32 protein-coding genes are annotated in these 26177 nt (G+C 34.3%); all 32 read left to right on the top strand.

Annotation, left to right across the window (positions count from 1 at the left end; genetic code table 11):
- The first annotated feature begins 2 nt into the window (after window positions 1-2).
- The 32 genes from ACFPM4_RS03230 (at window position 3) to ACFPM4_RS03075 (ending at window position 26153) form a co-directional block, all read left to right on the top strand.
- A complete protein-coding gene (locus tag ACFPM4_RS03230; protein ID WP_382347636.1) occupies window positions 3-578 on the top strand; it encodes a MotE family protein in 576 nt (191 codons plus the stop codon).
- 22 nt (window positions 579-600) lie between these two features.
- Complete coding sequence (locus ACFPM4_RS03225; protein WP_382347633.1) at window positions 601-1824, top strand: flagellar hook-length control protein FliK; 1224 nt, start codon at window positions 601-603, stop codon at window positions 1822-1824.
- A 6-nt stretch (window positions 1825-1830) separates the two neighbouring features.
- Window positions 1831-2463 carry a flagellar hook assembly protein FlgD gene (gene flgD, locus ACFPM4_RS03220; protein ID WP_144920123.1) on the top strand — a complete coding sequence of 211 codons (633 nt, stop codon included), beginning with the start codon at window positions 1831-1833 and terminating at the stop codon, window positions 2461-2463.
- 18 nt (window positions 2464-2481) lie between these two features.
- Window positions 2482-2874 (top strand): TIGR02530 family flagellar biosynthesis protein, encoded by a 393-nt coding sequence (locus ACFPM4_RS03215; RefSeq protein WP_144920121.1) that lies wholly within the window; start codon window positions 2482-2484, stop codon window positions 2872-2874.
- A gap of 80 nt (window positions 2875-2954) precedes the next feature.
- Window positions 2955-4325, top strand: a complete 1371-nt coding sequence (locus ACFPM4_RS03210) for a flagellar hook-basal body complex protein (RefSeq protein WP_382347628.1) — start codon at window positions 2955-2957, stop codon at window positions 4323-4325.
- 50 nt (window positions 4326-4375) lie between these two features.
- Complete coding sequence (locus tag ACFPM4_RS03205) at window positions 4376-4594, top strand: flagellar FlbD family protein (protein WP_144920117.1); 219 nt, start codon at window positions 4376-4378, stop codon at window positions 4592-4594.
- Window positions 4587-5012 carry a flagellar basal body-associated protein FliL gene (gene fliL, locus ACFPM4_RS03200; RefSeq protein ID WP_144920115.1) on the top strand — a complete coding sequence of 142 codons (426 nt, stop codon included), beginning with the start codon at window positions 4587-4589 and terminating at the stop codon, window positions 5010-5012. The genes ACFPM4_RS03205 and fliL overlap by 8 nt, the downstream gene beginning before the upstream one ends.
- A gap of 34 nt (window positions 5013-5046) precedes the next feature.
- Window positions 5047-6048 carry a flagellar motor switch protein FliM gene (gene fliM / locus ACFPM4_RS03195; protein WP_144920113.1) on the top strand — a complete coding sequence of 334 codons (1002 nt, stop codon included), beginning with the start codon at window positions 5047-5049 and terminating at the stop codon, window positions 6046-6048.
- Window positions 6038-7192 (top strand): flagellar motor switch phosphatase FliY, encoded by a 1155-nt coding sequence (gene fliY / locus ACFPM4_RS03190; protein ID WP_382348161.1) that lies wholly within the window; start codon window positions 6038-6040, stop codon window positions 7190-7192. The genes fliM and fliY overlap by 11 nt, the downstream gene beginning before the upstream one ends.
- Before the next feature lie 24 nt (window positions 7193-7216).
- A complete protein-coding gene (locus tag ACFPM4_RS03185; protein WP_144920109.1) occupies window positions 7217-7579 on the top strand; it encodes a response regulator in 363 nt (120 codons plus the stop codon).
- Window positions 7580-7585: 6 nt separating this feature from the next.
- A complete protein-coding gene (gene fliO, locus ACFPM4_RS03180; protein WP_382347621.1) occupies window positions 7586-8272 on the top strand; it encodes a flagellar biosynthetic protein FliO in 687 nt (228 codons plus the stop codon).
- Complete coding sequence (gene fliP, locus ACFPM4_RS03175) at window positions 8265-8933, top strand: flagellar type III secretion system pore protein FliP (RefSeq protein WP_144920104.1); 669 nt, start codon at window positions 8265-8267, stop codon at window positions 8931-8933. Before fliO ends, fliP begins: the two co-directional genes overlap by 8 nt.
- A 47-nt stretch (window positions 8934-8980) precedes the next feature.
- Window positions 8981-9250: a flagellar biosynthesis protein FliQ gene (fliQ, locus tag ACFPM4_RS03170; protein WP_144920101.1), complete on the top strand. Its 270-nt coding sequence runs from the start codon at window positions 8981-8983 to the stop codon at window positions 9248-9250.
- A 4-nt stretch (window positions 9251-9254) separates the two neighbouring features.
- The gene (gene fliR / locus ACFPM4_RS03165; protein ID WP_382347616.1) at window positions 9255-10034 is read left to right on the top strand and encodes a flagellar biosynthetic protein FliR; all 780 of its coding nucleotides are present in this window, start codon (window positions 9255-9257) and stop codon (window positions 10032-10034) included.
- Window positions 10031-11119 carry a flagellar biosynthesis protein FlhB gene (gene flhB, locus ACFPM4_RS03160; protein ID WP_382347613.1) on the top strand — a complete coding sequence of 363 codons (1089 nt, stop codon included), beginning with the start codon at window positions 10031-10033 and terminating at the stop codon, window positions 11117-11119. The genes fliR and flhB overlap by 4 nt, the downstream gene beginning before the upstream one ends.
- Before the next feature lie 31 nt (window positions 11120-11150).
- Window positions 11151-13181, top strand: a complete 2031-nt coding sequence (gene flhA / locus ACFPM4_RS03155) for a flagellar biosynthesis protein FlhA (protein WP_382347610.1) — start codon at window positions 11151-11153, stop codon at window positions 13179-13181.
- The gene (gene flhF, locus ACFPM4_RS03150) at window positions 13178-14314 is read left to right on the top strand and encodes a flagellar biosynthesis protein FlhF (protein ID WP_382347607.1); all 1137 of its coding nucleotides are present in this window, start codon (window positions 13178-13180) and stop codon (window positions 14312-14314) included. The genes flhA and flhF overlap by 4 nt, the downstream gene beginning before the upstream one ends.
- Window positions 14311-15177: a P-loop NTPase gene (locus tag ACFPM4_RS03145; protein WP_382347604.1), complete on the top strand. Its 867-nt coding sequence runs from the start codon at window positions 14311-14313 to the stop codon at window positions 15175-15177. The genes flhF and ACFPM4_RS03145 overlap by 4 nt, the downstream gene beginning before the upstream one ends.
- Before the next feature lie 6 nt (window positions 15178-15183).
- Window positions 15184-15783 carry a CheB methylesterase domain-containing protein gene (locus tag ACFPM4_RS03140; RefSeq protein ID WP_382347601.1) on the top strand — a complete coding sequence of 200 codons (600 nt, stop codon included), beginning with the start codon at window positions 15184-15186 and terminating at the stop codon, window positions 15781-15783.
- Window positions 15784-15796: 13 nt separating this feature from the next.
- Window positions 15797-17815: a chemotaxis protein CheW gene (locus ACFPM4_RS03135; protein ID WP_382347598.1), complete on the top strand. Its 2019-nt coding sequence runs from the start codon at window positions 15797-15799 to the stop codon at window positions 17813-17815.
- Between the two features lie 19 nt (window positions 17816-17834).
- Window positions 17835-18302 carry a chemotaxis protein CheW gene (locus ACFPM4_RS03130; protein WP_382347595.1) on the top strand — a complete coding sequence of 156 codons (468 nt, stop codon included), beginning with the start codon at window positions 17835-17837 and terminating at the stop codon, window positions 18300-18302.
- Window positions 18295-18930 carry a chemotaxis protein CheC gene (locus ACFPM4_RS03125; RefSeq protein WP_144920083.1) on the top strand — a complete coding sequence of 212 codons (636 nt, stop codon included), beginning with the start codon at window positions 18295-18297 and terminating at the stop codon, window positions 18928-18930. Before ACFPM4_RS03130 ends, ACFPM4_RS03125 begins: the two co-directional genes overlap by 8 nt.
- Window positions 18927-19418, top strand: coding sequence for a chemotaxis protein CheD (locus tag ACFPM4_RS03120; protein WP_382347591.1), 492 nt, complete (start codon window positions 18927-18929; stop codon window positions 19416-19418). The genes ACFPM4_RS03125 and ACFPM4_RS03120 overlap by 4 nt, the downstream gene beginning before the upstream one ends.
- A 46-nt stretch (window positions 19419-19464) precedes the next feature.
- Window positions 19465-20226, top strand: a complete 762-nt coding sequence (locus ACFPM4_RS03115; RefSeq protein ID WP_382347588.1) for a FliA/WhiG family RNA polymerase sigma factor — start codon at window positions 19465-19467, stop codon at window positions 20224-20226.
- A gap of 13 nt (window positions 20227-20239) precedes the next feature.
- Complete coding sequence (locus tag ACFPM4_RS03110; protein WP_382347585.1) at window positions 20240-20551, top strand: hypothetical protein; 312 nt, start codon at window positions 20240-20242, stop codon at window positions 20549-20551.
- 38 nt (window positions 20552-20589) lie between these two features.
- Entirely contained in the window at window positions 20590-21117 is a 528-nt protein-coding gene (locus ACFPM4_RS03105; protein ID WP_382347582.1) for a hypothetical protein, read from the top strand.
- A 147-nt stretch (window positions 21118-21264) separates the two neighbouring features.
- Window positions 21265-21993, top strand: a complete 729-nt coding sequence (gene rpsB / locus ACFPM4_RS03100; protein ID WP_144920073.1) for a 30S ribosomal protein S2 — start codon at window positions 21265-21267, stop codon at window positions 21991-21993.
- A gap of 103 nt (window positions 21994-22096) precedes the next feature.
- Window positions 22097-22978, top strand: coding sequence for a translation elongation factor Ts (gene tsf / locus ACFPM4_RS03095; protein WP_382347578.1), 882 nt, complete (start codon window positions 22097-22099; stop codon window positions 22976-22978).
- An 86-nt stretch (window positions 22979-23064) separates the two neighbouring features.
- Window positions 23065-23790: a UMP kinase gene (gene pyrH, locus ACFPM4_RS03090; protein WP_144920069.1), complete on the top strand. Its 726-nt coding sequence runs from the start codon at window positions 23065-23067 to the stop codon at window positions 23788-23790.
- Entirely contained in the window at window positions 23790-24347 is a 558-nt protein-coding gene (frr, locus tag ACFPM4_RS03085; RefSeq protein WP_144920067.1) for a ribosome recycling factor, read from the top strand. Before pyrH ends, frr begins: the two co-directional genes overlap by 1 nt.
- Window positions 24348-24585: 238 nt before the next feature.
- A complete protein-coding gene (locus tag ACFPM4_RS03080; RefSeq protein WP_382347574.1) occupies window positions 24586-25383 on the top strand; it encodes an isoprenyl transferase in 798 nt (265 codons plus the stop codon).
- Entirely contained in the window at window positions 25380-26153 is a 774-nt protein-coding gene (locus ACFPM4_RS03075; protein WP_382347571.1) for a phosphatidate cytidylyltransferase, read from the top strand. The genes ACFPM4_RS03080 and ACFPM4_RS03075 overlap by 4 nt, the downstream gene beginning before the upstream one ends.
- Window positions 26154-26177: the final 24 nt, after the last annotated feature.

The following is a 26177-nucleotide window of genomic DNA, read 5'->3' as shown; positions in this document are numbered from 1 at the left end:
CCTTGAAAAATCAAGAAGAGGAAAAACAAATTACATTCTTTCAAAGATTTATTTATTGGTTTTTAATTCCGCTATTATTTGCCATCTTTATTGGAGTACTGATTGCATCGGTTGCAGGCGTAAATGTTTTCGAACAAGTGAAGGAATGGTCTGAAAAAATTCCTCTCGTACAAAAAGAAAGTAACGAAGAGAATATATCGGAATACGAGCAGAAAATAATTCATCTTGATGCGGAAATAGAAAATAAAGAAGCACAAATCAGTCAATTACAGGTTCAATTGGATAATAAAGATTTGAAAATTGAAGAGCAAATAAAACAGCAAGAAGAGTTGCAAAAACAAATTAATGAACTCCAACAAATAAAAGATGAACAAAGGCGAGCCTTTAAAGAAGTAGTATCAACTTATGAGGCTATGTCTCCAAAAAGTGTTGCACCGATTATTTTAGAAATGGATGAAAAAGAGGCATTAAAGATTTTGTCCAATATTAGTACAGAATCATTAGCCAAAATCATGGAAAAAATGCCTCCGAAAGATGCAGCGAAATTCTTTGAAATGATGTCTGTAGATATGGAATGAGTAGGAAGTTACTTGAAGGGGGGTGAAGCATACAGTGAAAGTAGCATTGATAGAACCTAGTGTTCAAACATTCCATACTAGTAATAAAAAAACAAGTAATGAGGATTTCCAAAAGGAATTGCAATCTTACTCTAAGTTAGAAGGTCCTTTAGAACAAAGTAAAAAAATGATTCATTCACATGCAGAAAAAGATGATGGAAAAGCTATCAAAGACGGAAATTCAGAGGACTTACTTGGAGCAGTAGGTTTGCAAATGTCCCCATTGGATTCAAAATTAACTGAATTATATCCTGAGATACAAAAAGATTTACTAGAGTTATTAAACGGGTTAAAAACAGAAACAAATACTGAAATTCAGATTGAAAATCATGACTTTATATCTGTTGCTACTAGTATTTTGCAAGTTTTAAATGACATTAATATAGACGAGATGAACTCTAAACTCGCTAAAAATGTAATGCCGTTATTGGAAATAGGAAAAGAATTAACGACACTACTTACAAATATTAAGTTGGATGTATTGGAACGAACTAAAATAGAAGAGTTCCAGTTAGAAATGGATGAATTTCTGACACGACTTCAGTTATCGGATAACAAAATGAAACATCAGAATAATAATGAATTAAATTCCTTATGGAAAGAACAAGAGAATCATAATCTTTACAAGCAACCATTGTCACAAATATTACCGAGAAGATCGGTAATAGTCCAAGATCAAACTAATGCTAATATGCGAGTAGAATCGATCAATAATACTATTGTAAGTTTGAACTTAGAGACAATTTTAGTTCAACAAAATGGGAAAATCGATGAGCAAACTACTATGCGTTCATTCGTGAGGGAATTTTCTAATATTCTAGCGAAGTCCAATTTCTCACAAGGACCATTTTCATCAAAATTACTCATCAGACTATATCCTGAGCAATTAGGATCAATGCGAGTAGAATTATTACAGCGTGATGGGATGATGATGGCAAGAATTTTGACGACAACGAAAAATGCGAAAGAAATGCTTGATTCGCAAATTCATCATTTGAGACAGGCTTTTGCTCAGCAAAACATTGCTATTGATAAAATTGAAATTAATCTTAGTCAACAAGAACAACTAAACTATTTGAACCAAGAGAGACATAATGAGCAGCAACACCATCAAGAAAATCAAGATAGTATGGTTGAAGAATCAAAAGAATCTCGAAATAGTTTTATAGAAACATTACATTCACTTTTATTTGAAACGGAGGTGTAACGAAATATGACAAATTCAATAGATCCAAATTTATTTTTATCCTCTTCTTATCAGAAAAGAGAAGTGAAGACAGGTAATGATGTTCTTGGGAAAGATGACTTTTTAAAATTATTAATGGTCCAGCTTCAAAACCAAGATCCAATGAACCCAATGCAAGATAAAGAGTTTATTGCACAAATGGCTACTTTTTCATCTCTTGAGCAAATGACAAATATGAATCAGGCAATAGAGAAACTAGTTCAAGCTGAAACACAATCGAGCCTAATCTCTTATAGTAAGTTTGTTGGTAAAGAAGTTACTTGGCATATGGTGAATGAGGGAGGAAATTCGGAACAACCGAATATTTTGGAAGGAAAAGGTGTAATTCAATCTGTTCAATTTGTGGGTGACACAGTGAAATTTTTCACAGAAGATGGATTAGAACTTTCACCAGCCAATATATCTCAAGTTCATGATAGCACGTATGAGACACCATTAATTAGAGCTAGTGCTTTAATCGGGAAAAATGTGTCTTGGTTAGATGGTAAAGAAACCGTTAATGCAATTATCCAATCCGTATCACAGCAAAATGGAAAGATAATGTTACAAACGGAAAATGGAGATTCCATCTCAACAAATCAAATTACAAAAATAGGTTAGGAAAGGATGAAGTGATGTATGGGAAATCATATTATTCATAAACTCCCGTCTCAACCAACCACTATTCATCCATTTTCTAAGAAAGTAAGTAAACAACACACATCCCAAAATGTAAGCTTCTCTCAATATTTAGAGACAGCTCAAAAACATCACTCATCACTTACAATTAGTAAACATGCTGGAAAACGAATGATAGAACGGGATATAACAATAAAACCAGAAATTTGGAATGAGATAGGTGAAAAGGTTGTGGAAGCAAAACGAAAAGGTGTGAATGATTCCCTTGTTTTGCTTGAAAATGCTGCATTAATCGTAAGTGCAAAAAATAATACCGTAATTACAGTGATGGATAGACAGGAAGCCGAAAATCAAATTTTTACAAATATTGATGGAACAATTGTAATGAATTAAATCAAAGATGCAACTGGACCTAAAAGGAAGTTGCTTGCCACTGACCGATAGACGTGGCAAAAAAAGGAAGGGGTATTCACATGATTCGATCGATGTATGCTGGAATTACAGGAATGAAAAATTTCCAAACGAAACTAGATGTAATAGGTAATAATATTGCAAATGTAAATACATACGGCTTTAAAAAAGGTCGTGTAACATTTAAAGATATGGTAAGTCAAACAATCTCCAGTGCAAGTGCACCTACTGCTGGAAAAGGTGGAGTTAATCCACAACAAGTTGGTTTAGGTTCTCAACTTGCAACTATCGATACTATTGATACACAAGGTAGTTTACAAACTACCGGTAGAGTTTTGGATGTCGCAATTCAAGGGGATGGATATTTAGTTGTTGCCGAAGGAACACCGAGTGGTGAGTCATTTTTCCAAACTTCTACCTATTATACACGTGCAGGTAACTTATATTTAAATAGTGAGGGATATGTGGTGACGGGAGCGGGACAGTATGTGTTAGCTACGAACCCTTCAACAGGAGACTTGCAACCAATCTCTATTAATGGAGGAAACATTCAAGAGGTACAAAGCTTTAGTATTTCCCAGGATGGAAAAATCAGCTTTATCAAAAGTTCACCATTAACTTCGATAGATAAGGCACAAGAGATAATCGGAACAATAGTTGCTACTACAAAAAACTTAATTGATGATCCAACATCCAAAAAACATGTCGATTCACTTGCTAAGTTAACAGAGCAATTTGAACTGATAGCAAATGATGCTCAAGAAGAAGCAAAATTACTAACTGTTGAAGCAGAAAATTTATTAGCAATTGCACAAGCAAACGGTGATCCTAGAGAAATTACGGCAGCTAATGATGCACTAGCAAGGGCAACTAATGCAGAAACTGCCATTACGGATATGATTAACTCCATAAATCAAGTTCAAAGTGCATTTACTAGTATCGATAATGCTTTTAATACTTATCAAGGATCTCCTACAACAGCAAATGAACAAGCTATTATTGATGCAGGAATAGCAGCATTAGCAATTAATAATGGAGTAGCAACACAAGCAGCTACTGCTGGAACGAATGTTACCGATACAAAGGACGCGATTGATTATATTCATGCAATGCAATTAGATTTAATTAAGGAAGGAGATTTATATACAACTTCCTATTCCATAGCAATCGCTCGTTTTGCAAACAATGGAGGCTTGCAAAAAGTAGGAGAGAACATGTTTGCACAAACAGCAAGCTCTGGAGCTGCTACTTATTTGACCCCAGGGATAGAAGGCGCAGGTTCGGTAGTTTCTGGATCATTAGAAATGTCTAACGTCGATCTTTCGGAAGAATTTGCTGAAATGATTGTGGCACAACGTGGTTTTCAAGCTAACACAAGAATTATTACAACTTCAGATGAAATACTACAGGAGTTAATTAATTTAAAACGTTAGTCTAAGGGAGGGGACAAAGCTGAGACAATGAGCTCGGCTTTGGCTTAATTTTGATAAAAGTAACGAGATTGAACGGTAAATCCTTTCAAATTAATGCCTTATATATAGAAACAGTAGAATCTTTTCCGGATACGACCATCACATTAACAAATGGTAAAAAATATATCGTTGCGGAATCAGTTGAGGTATTACAAGAACGTATTGTTGATTTCTATAATAGAATTAACCTGCTTAGCAGCAAGAAACTGGGGGTTGAAAAAGATGAATAAAAATGTAGCAACAACTATGATTGTCCTATTAACAGCCATCTTGCTGCTTGGTGGGCTAGCCTTAATTGTCTACTTGAAATTAGATGAGAAAAATTCAAATGATGAACCGACAATAGACGATATATTAAAAGTTTCCGTCGATATTCCTGAAATAACAACAAACTTGAAAAACGGAGATTTTGTGAAAATATCTTTTAAAGTTCAAACGGATGGTAAAAAAGCGAAAGAAGAATTGGAAAAACGTGAATTTCAAGTAAATAACTTGATAATTTCTGAGCTTTCAGAAATGAATGTATCTGATTTAGCAGGGAAAGATGGGAAGGAAATGCTTCAGGAAAAGGTAGAATCTAAAATTAATGAACTAATGCAACAAGGTAAAGTGATTCAAGTTTATATCACCTCCTATGTCATTTCTTAAGTGAAAAATAACAATTGAAAAAGGGGGTGTGGTTATGAACGATGAAATTTTATCTCAAAATGAAATTGATGCACTCTTATCTGCAATTTCTACTGGAGAAATGTCCGCAGAGGATCTCAAGAAGGATGAATCAGAAAGAAGAGTCAAAGTATATGATTTCAAACGGGCGTTAAGATTTTCGAAAGATCAAATTCGGAACTTAACGAGAATCTATGACAATTATGCCCGATTACTGACTACTTACTTTTCGAGTCAGCTGAGAACATATATCAATATTAGTGTTGCATCTGTCGATCAAATTCCATATGAGGAGTATATTCGTTCCGTACCACATATGACGATATTAAATGTAATTGAAATACCACCATTAGAAGGACGAATGATTATGGAAGTTCATCCTAATCTGGGATATACAATGCTTGATCGTATTCTCGGTGGTAAAGGTACAAATTATAATAAGATCGATAATTTAACAGAAATTGAAATGAAGTTAATGAAGAACTTATTTGATCGAACTCTTGATTATTTGCAAGAAGCATGGTCATCACTAATTGAAATAGATCCTATTTTATTGGAGATTGAAGTAAATCCTCAGTTTCTTCATGTAGTATCTCCTAACGAAACAGTAGTAGTAATTTCGATGAATGCCACTGTTGGAGAAACAAGTGGTATGATTAATATTTGTATTCCTCATGTATTATTAGAACCGGTAATTCCAAAATTATCAGCTCACTATTGGATGGAGGATATGGATAAGGTAATCAATCCTGAAGAAGCAGTACTACTAGAGAAAAAAATCAAAGAAGCAAAATTAGAAATTATTGCAGAATTAGGATCTTCCAATATATCGGTTGCTGATTTTCTATCTTTATCCTTAGGGGATGTTATCGAATTAAATGCTAATATTAACGCTCCGATGGTTGTGAAAATTGGAAACAAGCCGAAGTTCCTTGGTCAAGCTGGGACTAAAAATAAACGTATGGCTGTGCAGATATTAGAGGAGATAAAGGAGGGGAATGAGGAAGATGGCTGGTGATATGCTCTCTCAAGATGAAATTGATGCTTTATTACGTGGCGAGACACTCGATTATGTTCAAGAAGATAAAACAACTATAGATGTGAATGATTATTTAAACGAAATGGAACAAGACGCTATAGGGGAGATAGGGAATATCTCTTTAGGCAGTTCTGCCACAGCACTTTCCACATTACTGAATCATAAAGTGGAAATTACGACACCAACTGTTTCCATTATTGATAATTCCAAAATAGAAGATGAATTTCCACATCCATATGTTGCAATACAAGTTAAATATACAGTTGGATTTTCGGGGATTAATATTCTTGTCATAAAACAAAGTGATGCAAATATAATTGCTGATCTTATGCTAGGTGGTAATGGTATAAACCCAGCAACAAAGATGGATGAAATACAACTTAGTGCTGTACAAGAAGCAATGAATCAAATGATGGGTTCTGCTGCTACTTCTTTATCGTCTATTTTTAATAAACGAGTTGATATTTCACCACCAAGTATCGAGTTATTAAACGTACTAGAAGGAGAAGGAACTAGTACGATTAATCATGAAAATTTAATTGTTAAGGTAGCTTTTCGCTTAAAGGTCGGGAACCTAATAGATTCTGAAATTATGCAGTTAATGCCAATTGATTTTGTGAAAAATCTGGTTGGAGATCTGATGCATGTAGATGAGGAAATTGATAATCATGAAGAAGCTTCTATTCCTACACCTTCCACAGAAAGTGTAAATACTACACAACAAAATGTTCCTAATGACTTGCCGTTTAGTAATGAACAACAGGTAGAACAACATTCAGAAATAAGACAACCGATGGAGAACCATCAAGTGCAAACAGCAAGCTTTATGGAATTTAAGGAAGAGCCGATAGCGACAACAGAAACAAAAAATTTAGATATGTTATTAGATATACCGTTAGAGGTGACAGTTGAGTTAGGTAGTACAACTAAAACGGTTAAAGATATATTAGAACTAGGTACTGGTTCAGTTATAGAATTAGATAAATTAGCTGGAGAACCAGTTGATATCTTAGTGAATAGTAGGCTAATAGCGAAAGGTGAAGTAGTCGTTATAGATGAAAACTTCGGTGTGAGAGTAACAGATATTGTAAGTAAAAGGGATAGAATCAATAAATTAAAATGATAATTAAAGGGGTTTGTGAAAAATATGAGTAACAGAATTTTAGTTGTTGATGATGCAGCATTTATGAGAATGATGATTAAAGATATATTAGTGAAAAATGGTTTTGATGTTGTTGGAGAAGCTGTTGATGGTGTACAAGCAGTAGAAAAGTATAACGAGCTAAAGCCTGACTTAGTAACAATGGATATTACGATGCCAGAAAAGGATGGTATAGCTGCATTAAAAGAGATTAAAGCAATTGATCCTAATGCAAAAATAATCATGTGTTCTGCGATGGGACAGCAAGCAATGGTTATTGATGCCATCCAGGCTGGTGCAAAAGATTTTATTGTAAAACCATTCCAAGCAGATAGAGTAATAGAAGCAATCAAGAAAACACTAGGATAATGTGAAATGATTTCTACAGTAAAGAGGATATTATTATTTTTTACTTTCTTCATTTTAATCAGTTATAGTGAGGGATATTTCGTAGCTAATATTGCTGCGGATTCCCTTGATGAATCTGTTGAAGATTTTTATTCGAAAAAAAATGAGGAAAAAGAAAAAGATGAAAACTTATCCCCTCAACCAGATGCTAACACAGAGTCTGACCAACTTAGTATCACTTTTGTTGACGGACTGCAGATGATTTTCGCGTTAATTTTTGTCATTGCAATCCTTTATTTTTTACTGCGATTTATTAATAAAAGAAGTCAATCTTTTCAACAAAATCGCCTTATCCAAAACATTGGTGGAACATCACTAGGTGGTAACAAGTCAATTCAAATTGTTAAGGTTGGTAACCAGTTGTTCATTGTGGGGGTAGGAGAAGATATTACCTTATTAAAAGAAATTACCGATAAGGAAGAGTATGAAGCATATTTGCTCCAACATAATGAGCAATTAGAGAAAAGTCTTCAACCCGTTGATATGTTTTCAAAAGTGTTAAAAAATGGGATGAAGTTTATAAAAAGCTCATCTGAAAATAAAAGCACGACATCTTTTAATATGCATTTAAAAGGAAAACTAGATGAAATAAAAAAAGAACGTCGAGATGCGTTAAATAGGATGGAGAAGAAGGAGTCTAAACAAGATGAATGAGTTTATGGAGTTTTTTAATAACAGTTCATCTGATACTGTCGCAACTTCTGTAAAGTTATTTCTTTTATTAACGGTCTTATCACTTGCTCCTAGCATCCTAATATTAATGACTTCTTTTACAAGAATCATTATTGTTTTATCGTTTGTTCGAACATCGCTAGCTACACAACAAATGCCTCCAAATCAGGTGTTGGTTGGGATTGCACTTTTTCTAACATTTTTTATCATGGCACCTATATTAAGTGAAGTTAATGAAGATGCATTAACTCCATTGTTTAATGATGAAATAAATTTAGAGGAAGCTTATGAGCGAGCGGCAGTTCCCTTTAAGGATTTCATGAGTAAGCATACGAGACAAAAAGATTTAGAACTTTTCTTATCATATTCAAATGCGGAAAGGCCAGAAACAATCCAGGATATTCCCTTAACAACCCTTGTTCCAGCTTTTGCATTAAGTGAATTAAAAACTGCCTTTCAAATTGGATTTATGATTTTTATACCATTTTTAGTAATCGATATGGTGGTTGCGAGTATTTTAATGTCGATGGGGATGATGATGTTACCTCCTGTAATGATTTCCCTTCCCTTTAAGATATTATTATTTGTATTAGTGGATGGTTGGTATTTGGTCGTACAATCATTATTACAAAGTTTTGGATAATGGTAGTGTAATCATGAATTTGTATGAAGTAATGGAGTGATCAAAAAATGAACGCACAGCAAGTTATAGCATTAGCAGAAAAAGGGGTTTATACCATTTTAATAGTAGCAGGGCCTCTTCTTATTCTTGCATTAGTTGTAGGTTTAGTGGTCAGTATTTTCCAAGCTACGACGCAAATTCAAGAACAAACACTTGCCTTTATTCCGAAAATTGTCGCCGTTTTAGTTGGCTTAGTAGTAATGGGGCCATGGATGTTAAGTAAATTCCTTTCCTATGCAACGGACATTTTGCAAAATTTAACGCGGTTTGTAGGTTGAATGCATGGAAGCTCTACTACCTAACTTTTCGGTTTTTATTTTAGTTTTTATGAGAGTTTCTGCATTTTTTGTTACACTACCGTTGTTTTCATATAGAACACTTCCTGCAACATATCGAATAGGATTTGCTGCCTTTCTGTCATTGTTAATTTATTATACACTGGACGTTCCTGGTTTTGAAATAACAGGAGTTTACTTCTTATTAATCATAAAAGAAGCTTGTGTAGGATTGTTAATTGGCTTTGTTGCCTATCTAATGCTTTCAGCTATTCAAATAGCAGGTGGTTTTATTGATTTTCAAATGGGTTTTGCCATTGCGAATGTAATTGATCCACAAACGGGGACACAGAGTCCGTTAATTGGACAGTATTTATATATGTTTGCATTACTTTTTTTATTAGCTGTGAATGGACATCACTTAATTTTAGACGGTGTTTTTCATAGTTATAAGTTCATCCCTTTGGAGCAAGTGTTTTTACCATTCGGTGACGCGAATATGGCAGAATACATTGTAAAATCTTTCAGTTTGATGTTTATGATTGCATTCCAAATGGCAATACCTGTTGTTGCTTCTTTATTTCTAGTAGATGTTGCTTTAGGAATAATAGCCCGAACAGTTCCTCAAATAAATATATTTGTAGTAGGCTTCCCAATTAAAATTGCGGTTAGTTTCATTGTATTGTTTATCGTGATGGCTGTTATGTTTGGGACAGTTCAATATTTGTTTGAAACAATGTTAAAAGTGATGCGGAATGTAATGGGATTAATGGGGGGAGCGGGATGAGCTTACTAAAACTTAATCTTGATCTCCAGTTTTTCGCAGGTGAGAAGACAGAAAAAGCTACTCCGAAAAAAAGACAAGATGCAAAGAAAAAAGGACAAACAGCCAAAAGTCAAGATGTTAACACAGCCATAGGCTTATTAGCTGTCTTTTTATTTTTGTCTTTCTTTGCATCGTCTATGGGGAATATTTCCATGGATATTTTTCGTCACGCTTTTAATGAATATTTACTAATGAGTGTAACAGAGGACAACTTACAGCTTATATTTCTTGATCTATTAAAAGAACTCGTTTTACTATTGGGTCCCATTATGCTCATAGCATTAGTCGCTGGAGTTGCAGCCAATTTAATGCAAGTAGGCTTTATGAATACAACAGAACCACTAAAACCAAAATTAGAGAAATTAGACCCTATAAAAGGCTTTAAAAGAATATTCTCGCTTAGAGCAATTGTAGAACTATTAAAGTCAATGTTGAAAATAGGGTTTGTAGGAATCATTACATTCATCGTTTTATGGCTGAGAATCGATGAAGTTCTTGCATTATCCCATAAAACGGTTGGGGCGGCTTTAAAAACTGTTGGTTCGCTTACATTGCAAATGGGTCTAGCAGCATCGATAGCATTGTTATTTCTCTCTCTATTTGATTATCTTTATCAACGCTATGATTTTGAAAAAAATCTAAGAATGTCAAAGCAAGATATTAAGGATGAGTATAAGAATATCGAAGGAGACCCATTGATTAAATCGAAGTTTAAGCAAAAACAACGAGAAATGGCAATGTCAAGAATGATGCAAGAAGTTCCAAAAGCAGATGTTATTATTACGAATCCAACACACTATGCTATTGCATTGCAATATGATGAAAATGTAAGTGATGCTCCAGTTGTCATTGCAAAAGGTATAGATTTCATGGCGCAAAAAATTAAACTTATTGCTGGGGAACATAAGATAGTGATGGTAGAAAATCGTCCGTTAGCCAGGGCATTATATGACCAACTCGAAATTGGAGATAAAATACCTGATGAATTCTTTAAAGCAGTCGCCGAAATTCTAGCTTATGTTTATCGAATTCAAAATAAAATTTAAAGAGAGATTTGCTTCTTTAGGAGAGACCGTTATGAAACTTAGAGATATTTCTGTACTAGCAGCTGTTATATTGATTGTAGCCATGTTGATTATTCCTTTTCCTCCATGGTTATTAAGTTTGTTAATCATAGCGAATATGTCTCTTGCACTTCTTGTTTTACTAACTTCTATGAATATGCAAGAACCACTTCAATTTTCAATATTCCCTTCCTTACTATTGTTATTAACATTGTTTCGATTAGGTCTCAATGTTTCTACAACTCGATCCATTCTTTCCGAAGGTGATGCTGGAAGAGTGGTCGAAACCTTTGGTACATTTGTAACTGGGGGTAACATTCTAGTAGGTCTTGTTGTATTTTTTATACTAATTATTATTCAATTTATCGTAATAACAAAAGGTTCTGAACGTGTTTCGGAAGTTGCCGCTAGATTTACATTAGATGCAATGCCTGGCAAGCAAATGAGTATAGATGCTGATCTAAATGCTGGTGTCATATCTGAGCATGAAGCAAGGGAACGAAGAGAAAAAGTATCCCGTGAATCAGACTTTTATGGAGCAATGGATGGGGCCAGTAAGTTTGTTAAAGGTGATGCTATCGCTGGTATTATCATTGTTCTAATAAATTTATTATTTGGTATTATTATCGGGATGGCTCAGGAAGGCTTACCACTTGGGGAAGCAGCTGTTAAATATTCGCAGCTTACAGTCGGTGATGGAATTGTAAGTCAGATTCCAGCGTTATTAATTTCTACTGCAACTGGTATTGTTGTAACCCGTGCAGCATCTAATGGTAACCTTGGATCCGACATTCTCGGGCAATTATTTGCCTATCCGAAGATGCTTTATATTGCTGCTGTGACAATTTTTCTTTTAGGTTTTACTCCAATTGGATTAGTAATAACAATACCAATAGCAGCAGCTCTTGCTTTTGGTGGTTATCAATTATCGAAGGCTTCAACACAACCAGACGATCAATTTGTAGAAAATGAAGAAGATGCCGAACAAGAAGATATGAAAAGTCCTGAAAACGTCGTTAACCTATTGAATATCGATGCAATTGAATTTGAATTTGGGTATGGATTAATTCCTTTAGCTGATGTTAACCAAGGTGGCGACTTGTTAGATAGAATCGTGATGATTAGACGGCAGTTAGCATTAGAGTTAGGTATAGTTATCCCCGTAGTAAGAATTAGAGATAATATTCAATTAGAGCCTAATGCATATCGTTTAAAAATAAAAGGGAATGAGATGGCAAAAGGTGAGCTATTGTTAGATCATTATTTGGCAATGAGTCCAGGTGGTGAGGACATGATCGAAGGAATTGATACAATTGAACCATCATTTGGATTACCAGCAAAATGGATTACGGAGGAAGTTAAAGAACAGGCGGAAATACTTGGTTATACAGTTGTAGATCCACCATCTGTTGTTTCCACACATATTACGGAAGTTATCAAAGTTAATGCGTATGAATTGCTTGGAAGACAAGAAACGAAACAGTTAATTGATCATTTACAAGAATCATATCCGATTTTGGTGGAAGAAGTGACACCGAATCCACTTTCAGTCGGGGAAGTTCAAAAAGTCCTTGCAAAATTATTGAAAGAATTTGTTTCGATCCGAAATCTTCCAGTGATTTTTGAAACACTTGCTGATTATGGGAGAATGACTACAGATACAGATCTATTAGCCGAATATTGCCGTCAAGCGCTCGCAAGGCAAATTACAAATCAATATGCTGAAGATAATAGTCCTTTGAAGGTAATCACTGTTTCTGGTAAGGTGGAAAAATTAATTGCCGATAGTATTCAACAAACTGAACACGGAAATTTCATGTCACTTGATCCGAATGATTCACAAGCCATTTTGGAAGCAGCTGCTTCACAGATTGAGCAATTATCAATGATGCAACAAACACCAATCATATTATGCTCGCCGGCTGTGAGAATGTATGTTAGACAGTTAACGGAACGTTATTTTCCACAAGTACCTGTATTATCTTATAATGAATTGGATGCAAATGTGGAAGTGCAAAGTACCGGGATGGTGAATATAGAATGAACATAAAAAAAATAATTGCACCAACGATGTCTGAAGCAGTTCAAAAAGTAAAAAGAGAGCTTGGTGAAAATGCAGTTATATTGCACTCAAAAGAGATATATAACGGTGGCTTTCTTGGCATGTTCCGAAAAAAGAACTTTGAAGTAATAGCAGTTCTGGACGAACATACGATAAAGCCATCACCTAAGTCTTATAAAAATGCGAATGTTATAAATTTAAGTCAAACAGACAAGCTCGTGGATAATGACACTAGTAAAGTAAATGAAGATATATTGGATGAGCTAGCAAAACTAAGAGAAGAAATGAAGCTTTACCATTTGGATCATACATGGAGTAAATATCCGGATGTAATCCAAAATAAAATTCAAGTATTGAAGTCTGCAGGTGTTCATGAAAGTTATTTAGTTGAAATTGCTGATAACTTATTTGAAAAATGGCAACAATCTACAAATGCTTCACAAGAGGATATATTGGATGAGATTTGTTCCCAAATAATCGAAACAGAACTAGGGAAATACTCATTTGAACCGATAGCGAATGCGAATAAAATTATTCATTTTGTTGGACCTACAGGGGTTGGGAAGACTACTACTATTGCAAAACTTGCTGCTGAAGCAGTATTAGATTATAAGAAAAAGGTTGCATTTATAACAACAGATACATACAGAATTGCGGCCATTGAACAAATAAAAACTTATGCGGAATTATTACAAATCCCAATTGAAGTAGTATATGAAAAAGAGGATTTTCAAAAAGCTGTTGTACAATTTGCAGATTACGATTATATATTCATTGATACAGCTGGGCGAAATTATAGAGAAAAAAAATATATTGATGATTTAAGGGGAATACTCGGGAAAAATGTGGACGTTACTACCTATTTAGTTTTAGCCTTATCAATGAAAGAGGAAGATGTTTATCCAATTATTGATAACTTTATTCCACTAAATATACAACAATTTATTTTTACAAAAGCTGATGAGACTAATTCGTTTGGTATGATGTACAACATCATTATGAAGTATAAGATAGGTGCTGCATACATAACTGCAGGACAAGATGTTCCAGACGATATAAATCCTGCTACACCTAAAGTTATTACTAAATACATACTTAGGGATGAACAAGTATGAGGGATCAAGCTGAGAAACTACGTATGAGGATACAAAATCCAGAAAAAAAAGTTGCTAAGACAATCGCTGTTGTCAGTGGTAAGGGCGGCGTCGGCAAGTCCAATATATCTATTAATACAGCGATGATTTTACAGCAAAAGGGATATCGAGTCTTATTATTCGATTTAGATATTGGGATGGGTAATATCAATATTATTCTCGGAGGGATTGCGACAGCAAGTCTTTCGGATTACTTAAATACGGATATGCTGATAGATGATATTATTTTCACAACGGATGAAGGTGTATCTTATATTTCTGCAGGTAATGGATTAAATAATATTGTAGAAATTGATGGTACTCTACTCGAGAAATTATTACGTGGATTAGAGAAATTACAGATGAATTATGATTTTATTATCTTTGATATGGCAGCAGGGGCGAATTCCGCAGCAATGGAAATACTAAAGTCTGTGGACGATATATTTGTTCTGTCTACACCTGAACCAACTGCAATGACAGATGCCTATTCCATGATGAAATATCTTTGTTTGGAAGATGCTAAAGGTACATTTCATCTTATTTGTAATCGTGCAGATAGTGAACAACAAGGAACAAATACATTAAAAAGATTAGAGAAAACTGCGTTGGTATTTCTACAAAAACAAGTAAATACTCTTGGTGTTTTATTAGAGGATCCACATGTTAGGAAGGCTGTTATTGATCAGTCTCCGTTTACAAGAAAGTATCCAAATGCAGTTATTTCACTAAAACTAAAAAAACTAATCTCACTATATTTAAATAAAGATCATGAAATATTACCTGTAAAAAAGGATAGTTTCATAGGGAAATTACGTCGTTTTTTCTTGGAGAAAGGTAAGTAATGTATGGTGAAACACAATAAAAATTCGAATAATAAAATAATTTGCATTGGTACATCAACAGGTGGTCCACGTGCATTACAAGAAATATTATCCAAGATGCCAAAGGAAATAAATGCACCTATCGTCATTGTGCAACATATGCCACAAGGTTTCACTAAGTCTCTAGCAAATAGGCTGAACTCAATATGTGCTATACATGTAAAAGAAGCTGAGCACGGTGAAATACTCAAATGTGGAACAGCTTATATTGCTCAAGGAGGTAAACATTTTGTCGTTCAGAGTGATAGGACCAATAATCTTATTGCCCATTTAACGGAAACAGAACCAGTATCAGGACACCGACCATCTGTCAATGTATTATTTGAATCCTTAAGTACGATTCAAAACTACGATAAAATTGCTGTTATCTTAACCGGAATGGGAGCAGATGGTTCTGCTGGTTTAATAAAGTTAAAAGAAAAAAGCGACAGGTGTATTGCAATTGCAGAATCAGAGGAAACATGTATTGTTTTCGGTATGCCGAAAGCTGCAATCGCAACTAACTTAGTAGATATAGTTTGTAGACTTGATGAAATTCCTAAAATGATTAAGAAATTCATGAATTAAAGGACGTGGGCTCATGGACATGAACCAATATTTAGAAGTGTTTATTGATGAGAGTAAGGAACATTTACAGAGTTTAAATGAAAATCTTTTAGAATTAGAAAAAAGTCCTCATGATTTAACTATCGTCAATAATATTTTCCGTGCTGCACATACGTTAAAAGGTATGGCAGCATCGATGGGATATAGTGATTTAGCTAATTTAACGCACATAATGGAAAATGTATTAGATGGTATTCGTAATGAGAAAATTAATGTTTCTACTCATATATTAGATGTTATATTTCAAGCTGTTGATGATTTAGAAGTGATGGTAGAGTCAATTGAAGACGGACAAGATGGCACACATGATGTCACTATTGTTATACAGAAATTAGAAGCAATTGAAAAAGGTGTAAGTATTGATGTCTTGGAAGCAGAGCAGGAAATAGCAGCTACATTAGCTACGACTCAAAAACTAAATCAACAATACAATCAATATGAACTCGAACTGCTTGAGCAATCACATCAGCAAGGATTTGAAGCTTATGAATTAAAGATAACTTTACGCTCAGATTGTGCACTTAAAGCTGTTCGTGTTTATATGATATTTGAAGTGTTAGAAAATGTAGGCGAAGTAATAAAAACAACACCGACTGTAGAATTATTACAAGAGGAGCAATTTGACAATCAACTTTTAGTAACAATTATTACGAAAGAACCAATTGAAGAGATACAAGAACAGATTGAGAATATTTCAGAAATTGAAGCTGTGGAAACTTTATTTGTAAATGACCAATTATCTGAAGAAAGTGAAACTATTAACAAAGAAACTACTAGAACTGAAGGAACAAATACTAGTAAAGATTATAAAGAAGAACATGATCAAAACAAACCGAAACAAAAAGATAAAAATAAAACGATTCGAGTAAATATTGAACGTCTGGATACTTTAATGAATTTGTTTGAAGAGCTTATTATTGACCGTGGAAGACTAGAACAAATATCCAAAGATATTCAAAATAATGAACTTGCAGAAACAATAGAGCGTATGACGAGAGTTTCTGGTGACTTACAAAATATTATTTTAAATATGCGCATGGTACCAATTGAAACTGTATTTAATCGCTTTCCACGAATGGTTCGGAAACTCTCTAGAGAATTAGGTAAAGAAATTGATCTTGAGATTTTAGGCGCAGACACCGAACTTGATCGCACAGTAATTGATGAGATTGGGGATCCTATTGTCCATTTATTAAGAAATGCGATCGATCATGGTATTGAAAATCCTTCTGATCGAGAGATAAATGGTAAATCTAAGGTTGGAAGAGTAGTATTACAAGCTTACCATAGTGGAAATCATGTATTCATTGACATCGAAGATGATGGAGCAGGAATTAACCGGAGTAAAATAATTAATAAGGCAATTGAAAAAGGTATAATTTCTCAAAGTGAAGGCGCAAATTTAAGTGATACTGAGGCTTTTGCATTAATAATGGAACCTGGATTCTCGACTGCTGAAGTAATTTCAGATGTATCTGGTAGAGGAGTTGGGCTCGACGTTGTTAAGTCAACAATTAATTCAATTGGTGGTTCTATCTCTATTGAATCAGCCATTGGTAAAGGAACAAGATTCTCTATACAATTGCCATTAACTCTATCTATTATTTCTGCAATGCTAGTAGAAGTTGGTCACGAAAAATACGCAATCCCATTATCATCTATAATGGAAACTGCAATTATTAAGAAAACTGATATTTTAACTGCGCATAATCAACATGTAGTTGACTTAAGAGGTAAATTAGTACCCCTTGTATATCTAACTTCTATTTTTAATATAGAAACTGATAGAGAAGATGAATTTTATTCGATCGTTTACGTTCGTAAGGGAGAAAAAATGACAGCTCTAGTAGTAGACTCTTTCATAGGTCAACAAGAAATTGTTCTTAAGTCGCTTGGAAACTACTTAACAGATGTGTTTGCTATATCTGGTGCAACTATACTTGGGGATGGTTCGGTAGCACTAATTATTGATAGCAATGCACTTATTAAATAATGAATAAGGAATGGGACAAATGAGCACTGAATTAGAAAATTCTGAACGTAAAGTTGTTGTATTTAATCTTGAACAAAGAGAGTATGCCATCGATGTGGACTACGTGATTGCTATTGAGAAAATGCTACCAATTACTAGAGTCCCCAATGTACCATCCTATGTAAAAGGAGTAGTCAATTTACGAGGAATGATAGTTCCAATTATTGATTTAAAAAATCAATTTCATCTTGGAAATGTAGTAGAGGATAATAATACTCGTATTATTATTGTATCTAAGGATACTATAACAATCGGATTAATGGTAGATAAGGCGAATGATGTGTTAGATATTCCTACAAGTTTAATAGGACCATGTCCAGATACAGTTGAACAATCTTTATCCGAGTATATTAATGGTGTTGCTAATATAGAAAAGCGTCTTTTAATTATCATGGATATGGATAAAATAATAACTCCATTAGAAACAAGGAACATTGCGAATGGATAATAAATCAAATATTACAGAATTTCATATCGATGTTTTGAAAGAAATAGGTAATATAGGTGCTGGAAATGCAGCTACTGCACTCTCAAATTTAATTGGGAAACCTATTGATATGAAAGTTCCAACAGTTAAGATTGTTACATTTGATGAAATGATTGAATTAGCTGGGGGATATGAAAATATTGTAACAGCTGTCTTCTTAAGGGTAGAAGGTGATATATCTGGAAGTATGTTTGTCGTATTGCCATTAGAACAAGCTACAAAATATGTTCAAACATTAACAGGTGATACTGCATTTTCTTTTGAGAATCCACCATATTCAGAAATAGGTCTTTCTTCTATGCAGGAGTTAGGTAATATACTTGCTGGATCTTATTTAACAGCACTATCTGACTTTACAAGCTTAAACCTTATGCCATCCATTCCTTCATTAAATGTAGATATGGCAGGTGCAATCATTAGTTCTGGAATAATTGAATTATCTCAAACGCAGGATTATGCCATTGTCATTGATACAGCATTAAGAGAAGAAATAAAAGAAGTGAGTAACACGGTAAAAGGGCATTTTTTCCTGCTTCCTGATCCAGATTCATTTGATCATATCTTTCGTTCCTTAGGTGTAGAAATATGATTAATTTGGTTGAAAAAGTCAGTATTGCTGACATGAAGATAGTTCATGCCCCCACTAAAGTCAGAACTTCTGGCCTTGGTTCTTGTGTAGGAGTTGTTTTATATGATGATGTATTGAAAGTTGCTGGTCTAGCACATGTAATGCTCCCAGATTCGAGTTTAGCAAGAAATAAACAGTTTCACCCAGCGAAGTTTGCAGATACAGCAATTACAGCATTATTAGATGGGCTTCTCTTGGCAGGAGCTTCTCAAAATCGTATACAGGCCAAAATTGCAGGTGGATCACAGATGTTTCAATTTACCCCAACGAGTAACCAAATGCGAATTGGCCCTCGAAATGTAGAAGCGATCAAGGAGATGCTCCAAACATTAAAGATAAAATTGGTAGCAGAAGATACTGGCGGACATAGTGGGAGAACAATCGAATTTGATCCTGAAACAAATATGTTACTAATAAAAACAGTGAATCAAGAAACGAAAGAAATTTAAGACAGCATTCGATCAAAAAGGGCTTTACACTGGAGGAGGTATTTAAATGGCAAATTCACCACCGATAGAGGAGCAAAAACAGTGGGAACGATGGGTTCATTCACGGGATGCTGATGCTGGGAATTTCTTGGTAGAAAGATATATGCCATTGGTGTTATTTCATGTACAACGCATATCAGTTGGCCTTCCACGCAATATCAGTAGAGAAGAAATTAAAAGTCTAGGAATGGTTGGATTATTAGACGCATTACATAAATATGATTACTCACGTGATATAAAATTTGACACCTATGCTTCTTTTCGAATAAAAGGTGCTATTATGGATGGACTTAGAAAAGAGGATTGGCTTCCTAGAAATACGCGTGAAAAAGTGAAGAAAATTGACGAAGTTACAAATAAGTTAGAACAATTGTTAATGAGATACCCTACTCCTGCTGAAATTGCAGAGGAAACTGGTTTATCAGAAGAAGAAGTAAGTAAGACATTAAATGAGGATTTCTTTGCAAATATATTATCAATTGATGAGCAGAGTAATGACCAAGATGAAGATAGCCACTTCTTTGTATTGAAGGATGAAAATACCATCACTCCAGAAGCACAAATCATAAAGAGTGAATGGTTACAAGAATTAGCTGAGGCTGTACAGGAATTAAATGAAAAAGAACAGTTAGTCTTAAGTCTCTTTTATAATGAAGAATTAACATTAACTGAAATTGGAGAAGTCATGCAATTATCTACATCAAGAATTTCACAAATCCATTCAAAAGCACTTGTCAAAATAAGAGCGATTCTACTTAAGAGAAAGTAATGGAGGAAATAATGTGAGTCTAAAATCTATTGAGATGCAGATAGCACTCCCAAGATCGGTTGATTCCGCAAAAATATCAGAACAATTACAACAACGAGGGCAACAAATAATCGATAATGCCACCGATGATATGAAATGGAAGGATACACAAAATCGCCAATCTGTTGTCGAAATGGAAAAAGGGCATAAGCTCTGGCAACATACGGATGATGATCAGCCTTCAAGTCAGTACGAAGGAAAACAGAATCAAAATAAGAAACAACAGCAGAAAATGCAAGAACCAATCCATCCTTATAAAGGAAAATCAATTGATTATAGTGGGTAGGGAAAATATAAATGCCTATACTAATATTTTTTTTATACTTGATAATAGTCTTTATTATATTAGCGATTATCCTTCTATACTTAAGGCAAAATCGTTTTATAGAGGCAGAGAAAAAATTGAAGAAGATACAAGAGGAATCCGAAGAATTGCTTGCTGCATTTTTAGTAGAGTTAAAAGAAGAAAATGAACAGTTTGTGACAAAATTAAATAACATGCAAGAAAAAATTAATAAAATTACAACAGAAGCGGAATCTAATCCACAATCCAATAATTTTACATATTCAGACGTTACATCACAGTCTAATAAAGAGCAAGCTATTACGAATGAAGTTTATTCCCGAATGCTCGCAACGCAAAAGTATCAGAATAAAGAAAAAAACACTGAAAATGTGATTGATCCGAAAGATACTGAAGAAAAAATCGATGAACAACCAGAAGAATCAACAGAACAAAGAATCATCACATTACATGAGGCTGGTTATAATGCGGAAGAAATTGCCAAAATAACTGGTAAAGGAAAGACAGAAATTGAGTTATTACTGAAATTTCGACGAAATATGAAGTAATACTTGATAGAGGTTTGGATTTATGCTATATTCAATGATGGTGTTAATTACACACGTTTCGTGATTTTCGTGCAAGGTGCTGTTTAATTACAGTTTGTACAAAATATGAGCGGAGCGGAGGATAAAAACCAAGGAGGATAAAACACTATGTCAGTAATTTCAATGAAGCAATTGCTTGAAGCTGGTGTACATTTCGGACACCAAACACGCCGTTGGAATCCAAAAATGAAAAAATATATTTTCACGGAGCGTAACGGTATTTACATCATCGACCTTCAAAAAACAGTTAAAAAGGTTGAAGAAGCTTATAACTTTATGAGAGAACTTGGAGAAAACAACGGAAAAGTTCTTTTCGTAGGTACAAAAAAACAAGCTCAAGATTCTGTTAAAGAAGAAGCTGAGCGTGCAGGTCATTACTATGTTAACCATCGTTGGTTAGGTGGTACTTTAACTAACTTTGAAACTATTCAAAAACGTATTGATCGTTTAAAAGCAATAGAAAAAATGGAAGAAGACGGCACATTCGACGTACTTCCTAAGAAAGAAGTAGTTATGTTGAAAAAAGAACATGACAAACTTGTTAAATTCTTAGGTGGTATTAAAGATATGAAGGGTCTACCAGATGCAATGTTTATCATTGACCCTCGTAAAGAAAGAATTGCTGTTGCTGAAGCTCGCAAATTAAATATTCCTATCGTCGGTATCGTTGATACTAACTGTGATCCAGATGAAATTGATTATGTTATTCCAGCAAATGACGATGCAATTAGAGCTGTTAAATTATTAACTGCTAAAATGGCTGACGCATTAATGGAAGTAAAACAAGAAGAGGAAGCAGAAGAAGCAGCTGAAACTGCTGAAACAGCTAACGCATAAGCAAATCTGTATCAATTCGATAAAAGGTGATAAGAGTGATTTACACTTATCACCTTTTTTTAACAATCATTTACTAGATGTGAACATAAGGAGGACATAGCAAATGGCAATTACAGCACAAATGGTTAAAGAGTTGCGTGAAAAAACAGGCGCAGGCATGATGGATTGTAAAAAAGCATTAACAGAGACAAATGGAGATATGGAAAAAGCAATTGATTTCCTACGTGAAAAAGGTATTGCTTCCGCTGCTAAGAAAGCAGATCGTGTTGCTGCAGAAGGTATTACACACATTTTAAGTAAAGGTAATGATGCAGTAATCTTAGAAGTAAATGCTGAAACTGATTTTGTTGCTAAGAATGAAAACTTCCAAAACTTAGTTTCTGAAATTGCTGAGCATTTGATTACAAACAAACCAGCATCAGTAGAAGAAGCATTAGAACAAACAATGACAAATGGACAAACAGTAAATGAATTTATTAATTCTGCTATTGCAAAAATCGGTGAAAAACTTACACTTCGTCGTTTTGAAGTGAAAACTAAATCTGATAATGGTGCATTTGGCGAATACTTACATATGGGTGGTCGTATCGCCGTATTAACAATAATTGAAGGCTCTACAGATGAAAATATAGCAAAAGATGTTGCAATGCACATCGCTGCTATTAACCCGAAATATGCTTCTCGTGATCAAGTATCAGAGGAAGAAACAGAACATGAGCGTCAAATCTTAACTCAACAAGCATTAAATGAAGGTAAACCAGAAAATATTGTTGCGAAAATGGTTGAAGGTCGTCTAAGAAAATTCTTCGAAGAAATTTGCTTATTAGACCAACCTTTTGTTAAAAATCCAGATCAAAAAGTTCGCCAATTTGTTGAAGCAAGTGGTGCTGAAGTAGTAGGATTTACACGTTATGAAGTTGGAGAAGGAATTGAAAAGCGCCAAGAGAACTTCGCTGATGAAGTAATGAGCCAAATTAAAAAGTAAGCATATTGCATAAAACCAAATAGGGGACACCATGTGTTCCCTATTTTTACAAGAATTAACTACATAGAACAATATTGGAGGATCAAATGGGTAATCCAAAATACAAAAGAGTAGTATTAAAACTCAGCGGTGAAGCTTTAGCAGGACAACAAGGATTTGGAATTAGTCCAGATATTATTAAATCAATTGCTGGTCAAATTAAAGAAGTAGTTGAGTTAAATGTTGAAGTAGCAGTTGTTGTAGGTGCAGGTAATATTTGGCGCGGAAAAGTCGGAAGCGAGATGGGAATGGACAGAGCAACAGCAGACTATATGGGAATGCTAGCTACTGTTATGAATTCACTTGCTTTACAGGATAGTCTGGAACATTTAGGTATTGAAACTCGAGTTCAAACATCAATTGATATGCGTCAAGTTGCAGAGCCTTATATTCGAAGAAGAGCAATCCGACATCTAGAGAAAAAACGTGTAGTAATCTTCGCTGCCGGAACTGGTAATCCATACTTTACTACTGATACGACAGCGGCTCTTAGAGCAGCAGAGATTGAGGCTGAAGTAATTCTCATGGCGAAAAACAATGTAGATGGAGTGTATAATGCTGATCCTAAACTAGATAAGAATGCCGTGAAGTATGAGCAACTATCTTATTTAGATGTACTTAAAGAAGGATTAGGTGTTATGGATTCAACAGCATCTTCTTTGTGTATGGATAATGATATACCATTAATTGTTTTTTCATTCACAGAAGAGGGTAATGTTAAAAGGGCAGTAATGGGAGAAAATATTGGAACAATTGTAAGGGGGAATAAATAATGCCAAAGCAAGTAGTAGCTGCAACAAAAGGGAAAATGGAAAAAGCAATTCAAGCTTATACTCGTGAATTAGCAGGAATAAGAGCAGGTAGAGCAAATGCTTCATTATTAGATCGTCTTTCTATTGATTACTATGGTGCACCTACGCCAGTAAATCAAATAGCGTCTATTTCTGTTCCTGAAGCACGTTTACTTGTTATTCAACCATATGATAAATCCGTACTTGGTGATATTGAAAAAGCAATTCTGAAATCTGATCTTGGATTAACTCCTTCTAATGATGGATCATTAATTAGACTTACAATTCCTCAATTAACAGAGGAAAGAAGAAAAGAGCTAGTTAAAGTAGTGAAAAAAGCTGGAGAAGAAGCGAAGATTGCCATCCGTAATGTTCGTCGTGATGGAAATGAAGATTTGAAGAAATTAGAAAAGAATGGCGACATCACAGAAGATGAGTTAAGAGCATATTCTGATGACGTTCAAAAATTAACAGATGATCATATTAAAGAAATAGATCAACTTACAAAAGAAAAAGAACAAGAAATTTTAGCCGTGTAATAGCGCAATAGTAATAGGACATCGGTGAGTTTATTGGAAAAATCGCTCCCTTCATTATTTGATGGGAGTTTTTTTATTGAATTTCAACAAGGATAATCACTATTCAAAAACAGATATTTTCTTTATAATAGTTAACATGACTTGTACATAAATATAAGAGTATGAGCGAAAGAGAAGAAATTATGTTACGATATGTTTAATTATACATTAGGAAGTAACTCTAATGGAGGACCCTTTCATGTTTGAAAAAATTAAGTTTTGGAAAAAAACGCCATCAGTAACGGTTGATGACGAAACATATGATCAAATTACAAAGCTTCCCATCCCTGAACATATAGCTATTATTATGGATGGAAACGGTCGTTGGGCGAAGAAACGGGCATTACCTCGTATTGCTGGACACCATGAAGGTATGAAAACCGTCAAAAAGATAACAATGGTTGCTAATAAGTTAAACGTAAAAACTTTAACGTTATATGCTTTTTCAACTGAAAATTGGAAACGACCAAAAAATGAAGTTGACTACCTATTAGGTCTTCCAGAAAAATTTCTTGGTACATACTTACCAGAGTTAATAAAAGAAAATGTGAAAGTTTGTGTCATTGGTTACTTAGATGATCTTCCACAAAGTACACAACGTGCAGTAAGGAAAGCAATTGAAGAAACTGCACAAAATACTGGTCTTCAATTAATTTTTGCACTTAATTATGGTGGGCGTGCGGAAATCGTAGAAGCGGTTAGAAGTATTTCAAGAGATGTTAAAAATGGTGATTTAAATATCCAAAATATTGATGATACGTGTATTGCAAATTATTTAATGACAAAATCACATCCAGATCCTGATTTGCTCATAAGAACTAGTGGTGAATTAAGAATTAGTAATTTTATGCTATGGCAAATTGCTTATACCGAACTTTGGTTTACGGATGTATTATGGCCTGATTTTTCGGAAAGTCATTTGCTCGCAGCAGTTGATGCATACCAAAAGCGATCTAGAAGGTATGGAGCATTACATGTTGAGGAGTCAAAAAAATGAAGCAAAGAATTATTACTGCAGCAATATTAATTGCAATTTTTCTACCCTTAGTTATTATAGGTGGTATTCCATTTTTAATTTTAACCTACATAATGGCGACCATTGGCTTATATGAATTATTCGCTATGAGAAAGCTATCCATATTTTCTATAAAAGGTTTTATTGCGCTATTAATGTTATGGATATTTCTAATTCCGAATGATTTTGTAAACCTTGAAATTAAACTTGAACTTATTAGTGCTGGTATTTTACTTCTTCTATCTTATTCGGTCGTCGTAAAAAACAAATTTTCATTTGCTGATGTCGGATTTTTACTTATTTCCATTTTCTATGTAGGCATAGGGTTTTATTATTTAGTACATACTCGAGAAGCTGGACTAATCTATCTTCTTTATGCATTATTTGTAGTCTGGGTTACAGATTCAGGTGCATATTTTGTAGGAAGAAAGTTTGGAAGGAAGAAGTTGTGGCCAGAAATTAGTCCAAACAAAACAGTAGAAGGATTTGTTGGAGGAATTATATCAGCTTTAATTGTAGCTATACTATTTATTATCTTTACAGATTTAGATATTCCATTTATTAATTTAATGCTTATAACAGTAGTATTATCGATATTCGGTCAATTAGGTGACTTAGTAGAATCTGCTTTGAAACGACATTATGGTGTGAAAGATTCAGGGAATATTTTCCCTGGCCATGGTGGTATTCTTGACCGTTGTGATAGCTGGTTATTTGTATTACCGCTTTTAAGCTTTTTCCATGTGTTTTAATGATTTGTAAAGCAAGGAGAAAAA

It is taken from the genome of Lederbergia graminis (assembly GCF_042655485.1).
GTDB classification, from domain to species: domain Bacteria; phylum Bacillota; class Bacilli; order Bacillales; family Bacillaceae_C; genus Lederbergia; species Lederbergia graminis.
Note: the sequence above shows the minus strand (reverse complement) of the source record. Positions and strands in the feature narration are given on the sequence as shown.